Here is a 13,753-nt window from a genome sequence, read left to right on the forward strand (position 1 = left end):
CCTGACCTTCTAATAACAAAGGGGCATCCACGGGTGCCCTTGTCTGTACCCGCAATCAAAGGAAAGAGAGATGCAAAAGGATATCGAGACCCTGTTTGGCCATCTGTGGGACAACTACATTCAGGTCACCCCCAGTGCCCACAAGGTTCACCAACTGCTGGGGGGCGGTGCCCCCATCATCAACGATCACGTGGCGTTTCGGACCTACAACCTGCCCAAGCTCGGCCTCGAGAAGCTGGCGGCCCACTTCCGTGCCCTGGGGTACGAGGAGAAGGGCGAGTATGTGTTCAAGGCCAAGAAGCTCTATGCCAAGCACTTCGAGCATGCGGATCCGGACGCCCCCAAGGTGTTCATCAGCGAGCTGAAGGTGGAAGAGCTCTCGGCTGGCGCCCAGGCCATCATCCACAAGCTGGTGGATCAGGTGCCCGATCACCTCACCGACACCCCGGCCTTCCTCTATGCCGGCGCCCCCTGGCAGGTCTCCCATGCCGACTACCAGACCCTGCTGGCGGAGAGCGAGTACGCGGCCTGGATGGCAGCCTGGGGCTATCGTGCCAACCACTTCACGGTCAATATCAACCGTTTGGCCGACTTCGACACCATCGAACAGGTCAATGCGGCCCTGAAGGCGGCGGGCTTCGTGCTGAACACCGTCGGCGGCGAGGTGAAGGGAGATCCCCAGGTGATGCTGGAGCAGTCCTCCACCATGGCGGACAAGGCCGAGGTGGCTTTCAGCGACGGCGTGCGCGCCATCCCGAGCTGCTTCTACGAGTTCGCCCTGCGCTACCCGCAGCCGGACGGCGTGCTCTACCCGGGCTTCGTCGAGGCCTCGGCGGACAAGATCTTCGAGTCCACCAACGCCATGTAAGGTGGTGCCGGATCATGCCGGTACCGCGTTATGAAAAACGCCTCCCTGGTGGAGGCGTTTTTGTTGGCGGACGGGGCACATTTGCCCACCCTAGCGCGGGCAGAGTGCGCCCTGATGGACCAGCAGGGTCTCCATGCCGGCGGCGCGGCCCGCCTCCAGGCCTATGGGGGTGTCTTCGAACACCAGGCAGTTGGCCGGCTTGGCGCCGAGCTGCTCGGCCACTTTCAGGAAGGTGTCGGGGTGGGGCTTGTGGTTGACCACGTCATCGGCGCTCACCAGCACGGGGATGAAGGCGTCGAGCCCGGTCTGGCGCAGGATGTGCGCCGCATGCGCCCGGGTTGAGCCTGTGCCAATGCCCATGGGCACCTTGCCATGGCAGCCCTTGACCAGCTCCCACATGGCGGGAAACACGCTTACCTTGTCGATATGCTCAAGATAGAGCGCCACCTTGCGGCGGGCGAAGGCCTCCACGTCGATGGTCAGCCCGTGCTGCTCTGCCAGCATGGCCACTATCTTGCGGGTGGGAATGCCGCCGTACTCGTTGAGCTGCGCCCGATCGAACGGCAGGCCGAACTCGGCGCTCGTCTGCTCCCAGGCATCCAGGTGCAGGGGCATGGAGTCCACCAGGGTGCCATCCATATCGAAGATCAGGGCGTCGTACTGCTCAAAGCGGTGTTGCTCGGTCATGGGACTGCTTCCTCCTGGGCGAAAGGCCCAGGGTACCAGATCCGTCGGTTGGATGCCGCTCGCCCCGTCGGCGGTGTCTCGGCCTAGGCGCGCTGGCGCTCGCTCTGGGCCTCCAGCTCCTTGCCGAGGAAGTAGTTCAGGAAGGTGCGGATCACCGCGATGATGGAGAGGCGGATCAGCTCCTCCTTGCTCGGTGCCACCGTGGTGGCCAGGATGTCGGCGGCGAGCTGGAACTCCAGCGCCAGGATGAGCCAGCTGCCGAAGCAGAGCCGGATGCGGGGAAAGCCGGGCTCGTGATCCCGCACCCTGGCCGCCAGCCAGAGGGTCTTGCCGAGCCCCATCACCACGCAGGCGATGGAGATGAGTTCCAGCAGCAGCTGGAACAGCTCGACCCCGTGCATCATGGCCTCTCTCAGGCCGGTTATTTCAAACACGCTCGACTCCTCCACGATTCAAAAGAGACACTTGTACCACGCTGACCGGCCCGGGCCAACTCAGAGCCTCCTGAGCAGTGCGGCCATCTGCTCGACGAGCTGGCGGGCGGCGGGACTGACGGCGGCCAGTTGAAAGTAGCCGTGGATGACCCCGAGCTGCCGCTGACAGGTGGCGACGACGCCGGCTTGCAGCAGTTTGCGATAGAGGGCTTCTCCTTCGTCGCGCAGCGGATCAAATTCCGCGGTCACGATATGGGTCGGCGGCAATCCTGGCAGGGCCGGGTGGTGCAGCGGGCTCGCCTCCGGATGATGGGCGGGCAAGGTGCCCAGATAGGCCTGAAAACCGCTGAGCAGCATGTCGCGGGTGATGAGGTAGTCGTCGCCGAGCAGGCGATAGCTGTCGCTTCCCCCCAACGCATCGAGCATGGGGTAGAGGAGGATCTGGGCGGCGGGAAGGGGCGCTCCCGCCTCCTTGAGCCGCAACATGGTGATCAGGGCGAGGTGACCGCCTGCGCTGTCGCCTGCGAGCGCGATGCGCTTGGGATCGCCGCGCCACTGCGGCAGCTCGGCCATGATGGCGAGGGTCGCGGCCAGCGCATCGTCATGGGCCGCCGGATAGGTGTGTTCGGGAGCGAGGCGGGTATGCACGGCAAAGACCAGGGCGCCGGCACGGTTGCACAGCATCCGCATCTGGCGGTCGTGGGTCTCGAAATCCCCGCTGACGAAGCAGCCGCCATGAAAGTAGATGAGTACCGGAGAGGGGGAGTCTGCGGGATCGACGGGCTGATAGAGGCGGATGGCGTAATGTTCTTCTTGCCACTCCTCGATGCTGCCCACCTCCTCCCGCTCGCCCCCCAATGCGGCAGAGGCAAGGTAGCCTTCACGCCGCGCCTGCCAGCTCAGCTCGCCCTGGGTCTGCCTGCGGCGATGAAGTCCGCCACCATGGCCGCGATGGCCGGTTCCAGTCGTTTTTCCATGACGTACGACACCTGTATATAAAAACAGGTATTGTGCGCTTTTGGTCCGGGAGTGCAACCGGAGTTAAATGAGACAGCTCACAAAATCAGGCTTCAACCAGCTTGAATTCAATCACATAGAGCTGTGGCAGATCGGGGTAGATGGCGCGGATGACCTCCTTGAGCTCGGGGAGCGTCATGTTCTCCTGGCGGGCGTGCTCGTCATCGAGTTCATCGAAGGCGACTGCCTTGACGGAGATCACTTCGATGGTGCCAAAGGGCTGATGCTCCGGGTTGGTGAACAGGGCCAGCCGCTGGCCGGGCTGCCAGTCGGCCTCGCTCTCGTCGCGGATGGTGATGGTCTTGCGCCCGGCCTGGATGTCGGCGACGAAGCGGCTGAAGAAGGTGAACTCGGGGTGGTTTGCAACAGACATGGGGACTCCGATGGTGAGTGAAGGTCAAAGATCGAGATAGGCGCGCAGCCTGGCCAGATCGGCGATGGCGGGTCCCTCGGCCCCTTCGCAGACAATCCCCTGTTCGATCAGCTCCTTGAGGGCGCGCCGATAGACCCGCTCTGTGGTGCCAAAGCGAGCCGCCTCGTGGGCCCGCTTGCGTGAGCCCAGCATGGGGGTGCGCTGGCGCTCGCGCCACAGCTCGAAGGCGATGTTGTAGGCGATGGGGTGCAGCAGCCGGCTGGTGGTGATGTCCAGGGTATCCAGATAGTCGCTGGCGAGCGCCGCGGCGAAGAAGAGGGTCAGCTCGGGCTCGGCCAGCAGCCGTTTGGCCAGCTTGTCGGCGCAGATGACGGCGGCGTCCAGCTCGGTCTCGGCCACCACGCTCCACTGCACCGGGGTGGCGCTGAAGAACTCCATCTCACCGAAGATCTGCTGGTGGCACTCGATTTCGCCGAGTTGAAACAGCCGCCCCGAGTGCACCGCACTGTTGAGGGAGATGCGGCCCTGGGCCACCAGATAGAGCTGCTCGCACCGCTCCCCCTGCCGCATGATGGGTTCGCCCGGCAGATAGCGGCGCGAATAGAGGGTGCAAGCCGCCAGCGCCGCGGCAAAGCGCGGTTCGAGTGCGGCAAGCTCGGCGTGAAAGCGACCGAGGGGATAGGGTTGTTGCTGCATGGTGAAGGCCCGGCTTGACGAGGGCCATGAGGCTAACAAGGGCGGGGGCGGGATGCCAGCATCGGCGCCTCCGAATGTGCCGGGCTTAACGTTTTGCCGGGGCCGCAACGGGCCCCGGCTTATTGCGTCAGGGCGTGGAGGGCGGCGGCGATGGCCAGCCGCTCGCCGGTCATCATGGCGGCTTCGCTGGCGGCGTAGTCGCTCACTCCCGCTTGCACGTCCTGCTCGAAGGCCACCACGTTGCAGAGCACGGCGGCTACCCGCACCTTGCGCAGGCGCCCCACGGCGAGCAGGGAGGCGGTCTCCATGTCTGCCCCGAGTACCCCGCGCTGGTGCCAGTAGCGACAGACGTCCTGCTCGTCATCCCGGTAGAAGCTGTCGTGGGAGCGCACCAGCCCGTGCCAGTGAGGCTGGTCGCTGGCGCCGAGATGAGCGAGCAGGGCGGCCTGCAGGCGGATGTCGGCGCAGGCGGGGTACTCGGGGGGCAGGTAGGCCTGCGAGGCGCCTTCGCTGCGCACCGCCCCCTCCACCACGATAAGATCCCCGAGCCCGATATGGCCTTGCAGGGCGCCGGCGGAGCCGACCCGGATGAGGGCGCGGGCACCCGCCTGCACCAGCTCCTCCAGCGCGATGATGGCGGAGGCGCCGCCGATGCCGGTGCTGCACACAGTGACGGGCAGCCCTCGGTAGCGGCCGTTGATGAGGCGAAACTCCCGGTGCTGGCCGAGACTCTCACACTCATCGAGCTGGCCGGCGATGCGCTCGACCCGGGCCGGATCGCCGCACTGCACCACCCGTTCGGCGATCTGGTCCGGGCGGCATTGCAGGTGGGGCAGCAGGCTCATGCGATCGCTTCCTGTTGCGGACGCTTGGCGCTGACCATCCAGAGGCGAGTGCCGTTGGCGGCGATAAAGAGCAGGATCAGGTACTCAAGGGACATGGCATAGACCCCCTGGGCAGCATAGACGCCGATGCTGATGAGGTTGATGACCACCCAGAGGATCCAGTTCTCCACGTACTTGCGGGTCATCAGGATCTGGGCCACCACGGAGAGTACCGTCATGCTGGCATCCCAGAAGGGGAAGGCGTCGGGGGAGGGCTCGGGAGTGGCGAGATTGGCGCTAAACAGGTTGAGCAGGGCGACCGAGGTACGCGCCAGGGCGGCGAACACCGGGTCTATGTAGAGGGTCAGCAGGGCGATGGCCAGCACGCTCACGGCGGCGGTGGCGATGAGCTTGGACTTGCTGAGCCAGCGGATCTGCAGGGTGTCACCCTGGGCATTGGCCGGGCGGGTCCAGGCGTACCAGCCATAGAGGTTGGCGCAGAAGAAGAACAGCTGCAGCAGCAACAGGCCGTAGAGCTGGATCTGGAAGAAGATGATGGCGAACAGGCTGACGTTGATGAGCCCGAACAGGTAGTTGATGGTCTTCTCCTGGCTGGCGCACCAGATGCAGGCCAACCCGAACAGGGTGCCGACAGCCTCGATCCACGACATGGCGTAGCCACCGCCCAGGGGGATGGTCACCAGGGTGTGATGGATGCTGAACCACTCGAATAAGCTCATTTTCGTTTCCTTTGAAAATTGGGGGCGTGAACCGGGCCTATTCTAGAGGCCGCGCGGAGGCGCTGGCAGGACTTTTGTCCGTGCAGGGCCGAGCCACCTCAAAGAATGGACAAACGGCGGGGGCAACTTTAGGCCCCCGATGGCACCCTGATATGCGATGATGCCCTGCCCCAGTTTTTTGATATGTCACAACATGGGGATGAGCAGGCTGTGGTCTGATGGGATCCCCCTTGGTGCGGTCGGGGGGGGAGTGGAACGAAAGGAGCGAGTGTGAATTCCGAGTTGATCTGGGTACTCTGCATGCTGGTGGGGGCCATCCTCCTGTTTATTACCAACAAGGTGCGCATGGACGTGGTCGCCTTGCTGATCATCATACTGTTCGTGCTGAGCGGCACCCTGACCCTGCCGCAGGCGCTGGCGGGCTTCAGCGACCCCAACGTCATCCTGATCGCCGCCCTGTTCGTGGTGGGGGAGGGGCTGGTGCGCACCGGCATCGCCTATCAGGTGGGGGATGCCCTGGTGAAGATGGCCGGCAGCAGCGAGACCCGCATGCTGGTGCTGCTGATGGTGGCGGTGGCGACCCTGGGGGCCGTGATGAGCTCAACCGGGGTGGTGGCCATCTTCATCCCCGTGGTGCTGAGCGTGGCGAATCGCATGGGGATCCCGCCCGGCCGGCTGATGATGCCGCTCGGCTTTGCCGGCCTTATCAGCGGCATGATGACGCTGGTGGCGACGCCCCCCAACATGGTGGTGAACAGCGAGCTGATGCGCCACGACATTCAGGGGTTCGGCTTCTTCGGCTTCACCCCCATGGGGGTCATCATCCTGGGGATGGGGATCCTCTACATGCTGCTAATGCGCACCTCCCTGGTGCGCGAGGAGGAGGAGGGCAAGGGCAAGCAGAGCGGGCGCAGCACCATGCGCGACCTCATCCGCGATTATAGGCTGGCCGGGCGGGCGCGCCGACTGGCACTTCGGCCCGATTCCCCCCTGATCGGCCAGACCCTGGACGAGCTGCAGCTGCGGGCCCGCTACGGGGCCAACGTCATCGGGGTGGAGCGCTGGCGCAAGTTCAGGCGGGTGATGGTGACCGTCTCCGGGGTGACCGAGTTCCAGGCCAAGGACGTGCTGCTCATCGACATGTCGGATCCCGAGGTGGATGTGCGGGAGTTCTGCAGCGAGGCGCGGCTCGAGCCCATGATATTGCGCGGGGAATACTTCTCCGATCAGGCGCGGGAGGTAGGCATGGCCGAGGTCTCCCTCATCCCCGGCTCCCGACTGCTCGGCAAGAGCATTCGCGAGGTGGCGTTCCGTTCCCGCTATGGCCTGAGCGTGGTGGGGATCCGCCGCGCCGGCGAGGCGCTGACCGGCAAGCTGGTGGACGATGCCCTGCAGATGGGGGACACCCTGCTGGTGGTGGGGAACTGGAGCCTGATTCGCCAGTTGCAGACCCATCATCGCGATTTCCTGCTGCTCGGCCTGCCCGCCGAGGTGGACGAGATGGCGCCGGCCCGCAGCCAGGCCATCCATGCCCTGGTGGCGCTCGGGGTCATGATAGTGCTGATGGTGACGGATCCCGTGCCCAACGTGATCGCGGCGCTCATCGCCTGCCTGCTGATGGGCAAGTTCCGTTGCATCGATCTGGAGAGCGCCTACAAGTCCATTCACTGGCCGACCCTGATCCTCATCGTGGGCATGCTGCCCTTTGCCCTGGCGCTGCAGCAGACCGGCGGGGTGGATCTCATCGTCGGGGGACTGATCTCGGTGGTGGGAGAGATGGGACCTCGCGTGATGCTGGCCAGCCTGTTCGCCCTGTGCGCCGTCATCGGGCTCTTCATCTCCAACACGGCGACGGCGGTGCTGATGGCGCCCATTGCGCTCGGCACGGCCCAGCAGATGGGGGTCTCCCCCTATCCCTTTGCCATGACCATCGCCATCGCGGCCTCGGCGGCCTTCATGACGCCGGTCTCCTCGCCGGTCAACACCCTGGTGCTCGGCCCAGGCAACTACAGGTTCGTGGATTTCGTGCGTATCGGCGTGCCCTTCACCCTGCTGGTGATGGTGGTGAGCGTCATCGCCATCCCCTGGTTCTTCCCGTTCTGACGGCATTGATGAGAAAGGCGGCCTGCGGGCCGCCTTTTTGTTGCCTGCGGGGCCCCGACATGAAAGGCCGACATCAAGAGGGTGCAGAGGGTGAGTACCCTGTGCCGGGGAGAGCACGAGGTGCAGCCGCTAATGGCTGGGAGGCGGTTGCAGGCGCGGGACTGCGGGAGACGGGCGGCAAACGCCGGATACAAAAAAACCAGCCTGGGCTGGTCTGTTTGGTACGGCTTTGATGGTGCGGAAGGAGAGACTCGAACTCTCACGCCTAGGGCGCCAGAACCTAAATCTGGTGCGTCTACCAATTTCGCCACTTCCGCAAGAGTAATGGTGGCTATGACGGGATTCGAACCTGTGACCCCCGCATTATGAGTGCGATGCTCTAACCAACTGAGCTACATAGCCGTCTTGTGCCCGACTCGCGTCGAAGACAAGTAAAAATGGCTGGGGCACTAGGATTCGAACCTAGGTATGGCGAGATCAAAACCCGCTGCCTTACCGCTTGGCGATGCCCCAACAGTGTTCTCTGCAATCGGATGATTGAAGGAACATTTTCAAAAATGGTGGCTATGACGGGATTCGAACCTGTGACCCCCGCATTATGAGTGCGATGCTCTAACCAACTGAGCTACATAGCCGTTTGTTGTCAACCACGGTGTGGAAGAGAACAGAATAATGGCTGGGGTACTAGGATTCGAACCTAGGGATGGCGAGATCAAAACCCGCTGCCTTACCGCTTGGCGATACCCCAACAGCGATGCCTGACAGAGACTGTCAAACATCATTCAAAAATGGCTGGGGCACTAGGATTCGAACCTAGGTATGGCGAGATCAAAACCCGCTGCCTTACCGCTTGGCGATGCCCCAACAGCGCTCCTCGACCGTCAGATGACAGGCAAAGAACCTTGAAAATGGCTGGGGTACTAGGATTCGAACCTAGGGATGGCGAGATCAAAACCCGCTGCCTTACCGCTTGGCGATACCCCAACTTGAGATGGTGGCTATGACGGGATTCGAACCTGTGACCCCCGCATTATGAGTGCGATGCTCTAACCAACTGAGCTACATAGCCAACCGTGCTTCCAGTGAGTCGTTGCCTCGTCACTGTGCGGCCGGAATTATGCGTATCTGGCTCTGGGGCGTCAACCCTTTTTTTGTTTGAAAAAACGAATTTGGGTGCGTTTGGCGAGTTATTGGTCGCTGTCGTGCAAAAGCCCAACAATCTGGTTTTTTTTGCGACATTTGCCAGCAGATGGCCTGTCCGGCCGGATAGAAAAGAGGCCAGCATTTGCTGGCCTCTCATGGGGTTAGACGTTGAACAGGAAGTTCATGATGTCGCCGTCTTTGACGATGTAGTCTTTCCCTTCGGCGCGCATCTTGCCTGCTTCCTTGGCGCCTTGCTCACCCTTGTAGGTGATAAAGTCGTCGAAGGCGATGGTCTGGGCGCGAATAAAGCCTTTTTCGAAGTCGGTGTGGATCTTGCCCGCGGCCTGTGGGGCTGTGGCACCGACCGGAATGGTCCAGGCGCGCACTTCCTTCACCCCGGCGGTGAAGTAGGTCTGCAGCTTGAGCAGCTCGTAACCGGAGCGGATCACCCGGTTCAGGCCCGGCTCCTCGATGCCCAGATCCGCCATGAACTCGGCGCGATCCTCGTCGTCCAGCTCGGCGATGTCCGCCTCGATGGCGCAGCAGACCACGACCACGACGGCGTTCTCGGCGGCGGCGATCTCACGGACCTGATCCAGGTAGGGGTTGTTCTCGAAGCCGTCTTCCGCCACGTTGGCGATGTACATGGTGGGCTTGAGGGTCAGGAAGTTGAGGTGGCTGACGGCGTCCAGCTCCTCCTTGTCCAGCTTCATGCCGCGGATCATCTGGCCGTTTTCCAGCGCCACCTTGATCTTCTCCAGCACTTCCACTTCCAGCTTGGCGTCCTTGTCACCGCCCTTGGCACGCTTGGACTGGCGGTTGATGGCGCGCTCGCAGGCGTCCAGGTCGGAGAGGGCCAGCTCGGTGTTGATCACCTCGATGTCGTCGGCCGGGGAGACCTTGCCCGCCACGTGGACGATGTTCTCGTCCTCGAAGCAGCGCACCACGTGACCGATGGCCTCGGTCTCGCGGATGTTGGCCAGGAACTGGTTGCCCAGGCCCTCGCCCTTGGAGGCGCCGGCCACCAGGCCGGCGATGTCCACGAACTCCATGGTGGTCGGCACGACACGCTGCGGATTGATGATGGCCGCCAACTGGTCGAGGCGGGGATCCGGCATGGGGACCACACCCGTGTTCGGCTCAATGGTGCAGAACGGGAAGTTGGCGGCTTCGATGCCGGCCTTGGTCAGCGCATTGAACAGGGTGGATTTGCCTACATTGGGCAGGCCCACGATACCGCATTTAAAACCCATGGATAGTTACCTTACGTGATGGATGCTGTGGGAGGCCACGCGGGCGACCTCGTCATATTGTTCGCGCCTGGCATCTTGCCAAGGCTCCGTGTTCAAACCTTCTCGGCCTTGAAGCTGTGCAGGCGATGCATGGCCTTGGCCATGTCCTGCTTGAACAGGATGTCGGTGGCGCGCAGGGACTCGTCCAGCGCGGCCTCGATCAGGCTCTGTTCGCTGCTGGGGGCCTTGGTCAGCACGAAGCCGGCCACCAGCTCCTTGGCGCCGGGATGACCTATCCCGAGACGCAGGCGGAAGAAGTTATTGTTGTTGCCCATCCTGGCGATGATGTCCTTGAGGCCGTTGTGGCCGCCGTGGCCGCCGCCCTGCTTGAACTTGGCGATGCCGGGGGGCAGGTCCAGCTCATCGTGGGCCACCAGGATCTCTTCCGGGGCTATCTGGTAGAAGCGCGCCAGCGCCGCCACCGCCTTGCCGGAGAGGTTCATGTAGGTGTTCGGGATGAGCAGCCGCACATCCTGCCCGTCCACCAGGATGCGGGCGGTATGGCCGAAGAACTTGGGCTCTTCGCGCAGGCTGACATTGTGCCAGCGGGCCAGTTGCTCCACATACCAGGCCCCCGCGTTGTGGCGGGTCTTGGCATATTCGGGGCCGGGGTTACCGAGCCCGACAATCAGTTTGATTTGACTTGTCACGCTTGATGTCTTCACTCGCTACTTGCCATGAGCGGATGGCCCTGGGCAATGGGACGCAATATTCTAGCCGCCGACTGGCGAACACTCAACCAAAGTGCGGCAGCGGGGAGGATAACGGCCGTGCCTGGCGGCCAGAACGGGCATCGCCCGGCCCTTGTCTGCCGTGCCGGCCGCCCTCATCGGCGCACCAGGGCGGGATCGAGCGGAAACAGAAAAACAAAAACCGCCGTGCGGCGGTTTTTGTGACAACGGGATCTATCAATGCTCGAACATGGCAGAGATGGACTCTTCGTTGCTGATACGGCGGATGGCTTCGGCCAGCACGGAGGAGAGGGTCAGCTGCTTGACCTTGCCGACGGCCTTCATTTCCGGGGTGAGCGGGATGGAGTCGGTGATGATCAGCTCGTCGATGACCGAGTTCTTGATGTTTTCCACGGCGGTGCCGGAGAAGACCGGGTGGGTCGCATAGGCGAACACGCGCTTGGCACCGCGCTCTTTCAGCGCCTCGGCCGCCTTGCACAGGGTGCCGCCGGTGTCGATCATGTCGTCGACGATGACGCAGTCACGGCCGGCCACGTCGCCGATCAGGTGCATGACCTGGGAGACGTTCGGGCGGGGACGACGCTTGTCGATGATGGCGATGTCGGTGTCGTCCAGCAGCTTGGCGATGGCACGGGCACGGACCACGCCGCCGATGTCCGGCGAAACGACCACGGGGGATTCGAGGTTCTTGGCCTTCATGTCTTCCAGCAGCACAGGGCTGCCGAACACGTTGTCGACGGGGACGTCGAAGAAGCCCTGGATCTGCTCGGCATGCAGGTCAACGGTCAGCACACGGTCCACACCCACGCTGGAGAGGAAGTCGGCGACGACCTTGGCGGTGATGGGCACACGAGCGGAGCGGACGCGGCGGTCCTGACGGGCATAACCAAAGTAGGGGATAACGGCAGTGATACGGCCAGCTGAAGCACGACGCAGTGCATCCACCATGACGATCAATTCCATCAAATTGTCGTTGGTCGGGGCACAGGTGGATTGAATGATGAAGATATCGCCACCGCGTACATTCTCGTTGATCTGTACGCTGATCTCGCCGTCGCTAAAGCGACCTACGGCAGCATTGCCGAGTTTGATAAACAGGCGATCTGCGATCTTCTGGGCTAGTTCCGGCGTTGCGTTACCAGCAAACAGCTTCATGTCAGGCACGGTTTGAAACCTCGGGGTTGCATCCAGTATGTGGGGAGTCTGAGTTCAGACCCGGATCGTTTGGGGGCAAACGATTTAGCAAGATGACGGACAAGGTCTCAGCACAGGGAAAATGGCGTCGCATCACCCTGGCTGGGTGGGTGGACAGGGGGCGTCCACCCTTGATGCGTCATCATGCCAGCTTGGCTGGGGTACTAGGATTCGAACCTAGGAATGGCGAGATCAAAACCCGCTGCCTTACCGCTTGGCGATACCCCAATCACTGACTTGTTGCAAAGTGGCGAAGAGTGGTGATATGTTCTCGCCCTTGGCGACAAACCCATCCCAGCCTTCCGGCACTTTGGCCAACACCTTCCGAGCAGCCATTTCGTCTTCAAATTGAGCAAAGACGCAGGCGCCAGTGCCCGTCATTCTTGACGGCGCGTATTCTAGCAACCAGCCGAGCGCATTGGCAACCTCGGGGTGGCGCTTTTTCACCAGCAATTCGCAATCGTTTTTCCACTCCCCTTCCAGCAGATTGCCCAGGGTCATCTTGGGGGTGTCGCGAGGCAGTTCCGGATCCTGGAACACGGCCGCCGTTGCCACATGGCAGTCGGGCTTGAGCACCAGATACCAGGCCGCGGGCACCTCGACCGGTTGCAGTCGCTCGCCCACTCCCTCCGCAAACGCGGCCCGTCCGCGCACGAACACCGGCACGTCGGCGCCGAGCTGCACGCCGAGCTGCGCCAGCTCATCCTCGCCGAGGCCCGCCTGCCAGAGATGGTTCAGGGCCACGAGCGTGGTGGCGGCATCGGACGAGCCCCCGCCGATGCCGCCGCCCATGGGCAGCACCTTCTCCAGCCGGATATGGGCCCCCTGGGGGCTCGGCAGCCTGGTTTGCAGCAGGCGGGCGGCGCGGATGATGAGATTCTGTTCATCGGGCACGCCGGGAATGGCGGGGCTCAGGGTGAGCTGGTCGCTACCCGGGATCACCTCGAACTCCAGCCAGTCCCCGTGGCTGAGGAAGATGAACAGGGTCTGCAACTCGTGATAGCCATCCGGGCGGCGGCCATTGACGTGCAGGAAGAGGTTGAGCTTGGCCGGGGCGGGCCAGCGGAGCTGGCCAGGCTTCATCATGGTGCTGTGCTCCTGCGCCATCACTGTGCCAGCGTCCACTGGTTGATCTGCAGCTTGAGGCGGCTCTCCTGACCCGTCATGGTGAGCAGGTGCGGCAGGCGGTAGCCGTCCTGGTCCCGGTAATCGCCGTAGAGGATCTGCCACTGGCCATCGCGCACACTGGCGAGGCTGGCGTCGGGATTGAGCTCGAACTCGGCGTTGCCCGGCAGCCCCTTGATCCACTCCGGCAGCCCGGCCACCGGAATGTGCCAGCCGGTGAGCTGGTAGACGAGCGCCTCGGCATCCTGGCTCTGGTGCAGCCTGCCGTCGTTGTCGAGCAGGGTCACCTCGCCTCCGGTGCGGGAGAGCTCCAGGATATGGGTGCCGATCAGGCTGGTGAGGTTGAGGCGGTAGTCGTCGCCGTTCTGCTGCCAGTTGAGGCGGGCGCTGCCCTTCTGCCGGGCGGTGATGATGGCCATCTTGCCCGACAGCTGCCAGTGGGTGAGGCGCTCGAGGCGGGCGCGCTCCTGTTGCCAGTTGACCTGATCCCGCTGGGGTTGGGTGGTGGTACAGCCCGCCAGCACCAGCAGGCAGGCGAGGGAGAAGATACGCAAGAACAAGGTCG

The 13,753-nt window shown here is 63.2% G+C and carries 14 protein-coding genes and 9 tRNA genes; 2 read left to right on the top strand and 21 right to left on the bottom strand.

Features of this window, described 5'->3' with window-relative positions:
• Positions 1 to 70 precede the first annotated feature (70 nt).
• Complete coding sequence (locus tag AB5Y72_RS20445) at positions 71 to 868, top strand: DUF1338 domain-containing protein (protein ID WP_216989777.1); 798 nt, start codon at positions 71 to 73, stop codon at positions 866 to 868.
• Positions 869 to 958: 90 nt separating this feature from the next.
• On the opposite strand, the gene AB5Y72_RS20450 is transcribed toward AB5Y72_RS20445, so the two are convergent.
• The 7 genes from AB5Y72_RS20450 to pnuC all read right to left on the bottom strand — a co-directional run bounded on the left by AB5Y72_RS20450 (position 959) and on the right by pnuC (position 5,639).
• The gene (locus AB5Y72_RS20450; protein WP_216989778.1) at positions 959 to 1,555 is read right to left on the bottom strand and encodes an HAD family phosphatase; all 597 of its coding nucleotides are present in this window, start codon (positions 1,553 to 1,555) and stop codon (positions 959 to 961) included.
• Positions 1,556 to 1,638: 83 nt separating this feature from the next.
• Positions 1,639 to 1,989: a DUF1622 domain-containing protein gene (locus AB5Y72_RS20455; RefSeq protein WP_216989779.1), complete on the bottom strand. Its 351-nt coding sequence runs from the start codon at positions 1,987 to 1,989 to the stop codon at positions 1,639 to 1,641.
• A gap of 60 nt (positions 1,990 to 2,049) precedes the next feature.
• On the bottom strand, positions 2,050 to 2,826 hold the full coding sequence (locus tag AB5Y72_RS20460) for an alpha/beta hydrolase (RefSeq protein ID WP_368199553.1): 777 nt from the start codon (positions 2,824 to 2,826) through the stop codon (positions 2,050 to 2,052).
• Between the two features lie 226 nt (positions 2,827 to 3,052).
• The gene (gene yqfB / locus AB5Y72_RS20465; protein WP_216989781.1) at positions 3,053 to 3,379 is read right to left on the bottom strand and encodes a N(4)-acetylcytidine aminohydrolase; all 327 of its coding nucleotides are present in this window, start codon (positions 3,377 to 3,379) and stop codon (positions 3,053 to 3,055) included.
• Between the two features lie 24 nt (positions 3,380 to 3,403).
• Positions 3,404 to 4,075, bottom strand: a complete 672-nt coding sequence (locus tag AB5Y72_RS20470; RefSeq protein ID WP_325782118.1) for a Crp/Fnr family transcriptional regulator — start codon at positions 4,073 to 4,075, stop codon at positions 3,404 to 3,406.
• A 119-nt stretch (positions 4,076 to 4,194) separates the two neighbouring features.
• Positions 4,195 to 4,920 carry a nucleoside phosphorylase gene (locus tag AB5Y72_RS20475; protein WP_325782119.1) on the bottom strand — a complete coding sequence of 242 codons (726 nt, stop codon included), beginning with the start codon at positions 4,918 to 4,920 and terminating at the stop codon, positions 4,195 to 4,197.
• On the bottom strand, positions 4,917 to 5,639 hold the full coding sequence (gene pnuC / locus AB5Y72_RS20480) for a nicotinamide riboside transporter PnuC (RefSeq protein WP_325782120.1): 723 nt from the start codon (positions 5,637 to 5,639) through the stop codon (positions 4,917 to 4,919). Before pnuC ends, AB5Y72_RS20475 begins: the two co-directional genes overlap by 4 nt.
• A gap of 270 nt (positions 5,640 to 5,909) precedes the next feature.
• Between pnuC and AB5Y72_RS20485 the strand changes: the two genes are divergently transcribed.
• Positions 5,910 to 7,742, top strand: a complete 1,833-nt coding sequence (locus AB5Y72_RS20485) for an SLC13 family permease (RefSeq protein WP_325782121.1) — start codon at positions 5,910 to 5,912, stop codon at positions 7,740 to 7,742.
• A gap of 233 nt (positions 7,743 to 7,975) precedes the next feature.
• Here AB5Y72_RS20485 and AB5Y72_RS20490 read toward each other — a convergent pair.
• The 14 genes from AB5Y72_RS20490 to lolB all read right to left on the bottom strand — a co-directional run bounded on the left by AB5Y72_RS20490 (position 7,976) and on the right by lolB (position 13,748).
• Positions 7,976 to 8,059 (bottom strand) — tRNA-Leu (locus AB5Y72_RS20490).
• 8 nt (positions 8,060 to 8,067) lie between these two features.
• Positions 8,068 to 8,144: transfer RNA gene (locus AB5Y72_RS20495), tRNA-Met, on the bottom strand.
• 36 nt (positions 8,145 to 8,180) lie between these two features.
• Positions 8,181 to 8,255: transfer RNA gene (locus AB5Y72_RS20500), tRNA-Gln, on the bottom strand.
• A 45-nt stretch (positions 8,256 to 8,300) separates the two neighbouring features.
• Positions 8,301 to 8,377 (bottom strand) — tRNA-Met (locus tag AB5Y72_RS20505).
• Positions 8,378 to 8,415: 38 nt separating this feature from the next.
• Positions 8,416 to 8,490, bottom strand: a tRNA-Gln gene (locus AB5Y72_RS20510).
• 41 nt (positions 8,491 to 8,531) lie between these two features.
• A tRNA-Gln gene (locus tag AB5Y72_RS20515) sits at positions 8,532 to 8,606 on the bottom strand.
• A gap of 45 nt (positions 8,607 to 8,651) precedes the next feature.
• Positions 8,652 to 8,726: transfer RNA gene (locus tag AB5Y72_RS20520), tRNA-Gln, on the bottom strand.
• A gap of 8 nt (positions 8,727 to 8,734) precedes the next feature.
• Positions 8,735 to 8,811: transfer RNA gene (locus AB5Y72_RS20525), tRNA-Met, on the bottom strand.
• Between the two features lie 235 nt (positions 8,812 to 9,046).
• The gene (gene ychF, locus AB5Y72_RS20530) at positions 9,047 to 10,138 is read right to left on the bottom strand and encodes a redox-regulated ATPase YchF (RefSeq protein ID WP_042078059.1); all 1,092 of its coding nucleotides are present in this window, start codon (positions 10,136 to 10,138) and stop codon (positions 9,047 to 9,049) included.
• Between the two features lie 92 nt (positions 10,139 to 10,230).
• On the bottom strand, positions 10,231 to 10,827 hold the full coding sequence (pth, locus tag AB5Y72_RS20535) for an aminoacyl-tRNA hydrolase (protein WP_323582377.1): 597 nt from the start codon (positions 10,825 to 10,827) through the stop codon (positions 10,231 to 10,233).
• 258 nt (positions 10,828 to 11,085) lie between these two features.
• Complete coding sequence (locus AB5Y72_RS20540) at positions 11,086 to 12,033, bottom strand: ribose-phosphate pyrophosphokinase (RefSeq protein WP_010673845.1); 948 nt, start codon at positions 12,031 to 12,033, stop codon at positions 11,086 to 11,088.
• Positions 12,034 to 12,216: 183 nt separating this feature from the next.
• Positions 12,217 to 12,291 (bottom strand) — tRNA-Gln (locus AB5Y72_RS20545).
• Positions 12,271 to 13,149: a 4-(cytidine 5'-diphospho)-2-C-methyl-D-erythritol kinase gene (gene ispE, locus AB5Y72_RS20550; RefSeq protein ID WP_323582378.1), complete on the bottom strand. Its 879-nt coding sequence runs from the start codon at positions 13,147 to 13,149 to the stop codon at positions 12,271 to 12,273. Before ispE ends, AB5Y72_RS20545 begins: the two co-directional genes overlap by 21 nt.
• Before the next feature lie 20 nt (positions 13,150 to 13,169).
• Entirely contained in the window at positions 13,170 to 13,748 is a 579-nt protein-coding gene (lolB, locus tag AB5Y72_RS20555) for a lipoprotein insertase outer membrane protein LolB (protein ID WP_042078064.1), read from the bottom strand.
• Positions 13,749 to 13,753: the final 5 nt, after the last annotated feature.

The organism is Aeromonas sp. R7-4 (assembly GCF_040908055.1).
In the GTDB taxonomy this organism is placed as follows: Bacteria; Pseudomonadota; Gammaproteobacteria; order Enterobacterales; family Aeromonadaceae; genus Aeromonas; species Aeromonas sanarellii.

Coding starts and splice junctions, on each gene's coding strand:
- AB5Y72_RS20445 (WP_216989777.1), top strand. CDS start 71: ATGCAAAAGGATATCGAGACCCTGTTTGGCCATCTGTGGGACAACTAC.
- AB5Y72_RS20450 (WP_216989778.1), bottom strand. CDS start 1,555: ATGACCGAGCAACACCGCTTTGAGCAGTACGACGCCCTGATCTTCGAT.
- yqfB (WP_216989781.1), bottom strand. CDS start 3,379: ATGTCTGTTGCAAACCACCCCGAGTTCACCTTCTTCAGCCGCTTCGTC.
- AB5Y72_RS20470 (WP_325782118.1), bottom strand. CDS start 4,075: ATGCAGCAACAACCCTATCCCCTCGGTCGCTTTCACGCCGAGCTTGCC.
- AB5Y72_RS20475 (WP_325782119.1), bottom strand. CDS start 4,920: ATGAGCCTGCTGCCCCACCTGCAATGCCGCCCGGACCAGATCGCCGAA.
- pnuC (WP_325782120.1), bottom strand. CDS start 5,639: ATGAGCTTATTCGAGTGGTTCAGCATCCATCACACCCTGGTGACCATC.
- ychF (WP_042078059.1), bottom strand. CDS start 10,138: ATGGGTTTTAAATGCGGTATCGTGGGCCTGCCCAATGTAGGCAAATCC.
- ispE (WP_323582378.1), bottom strand. CDS start 13,149: ATGATGAAGCCTGGCCAGCTCCGCTGGCCCGCCCCGGCCAAGCTCAAC.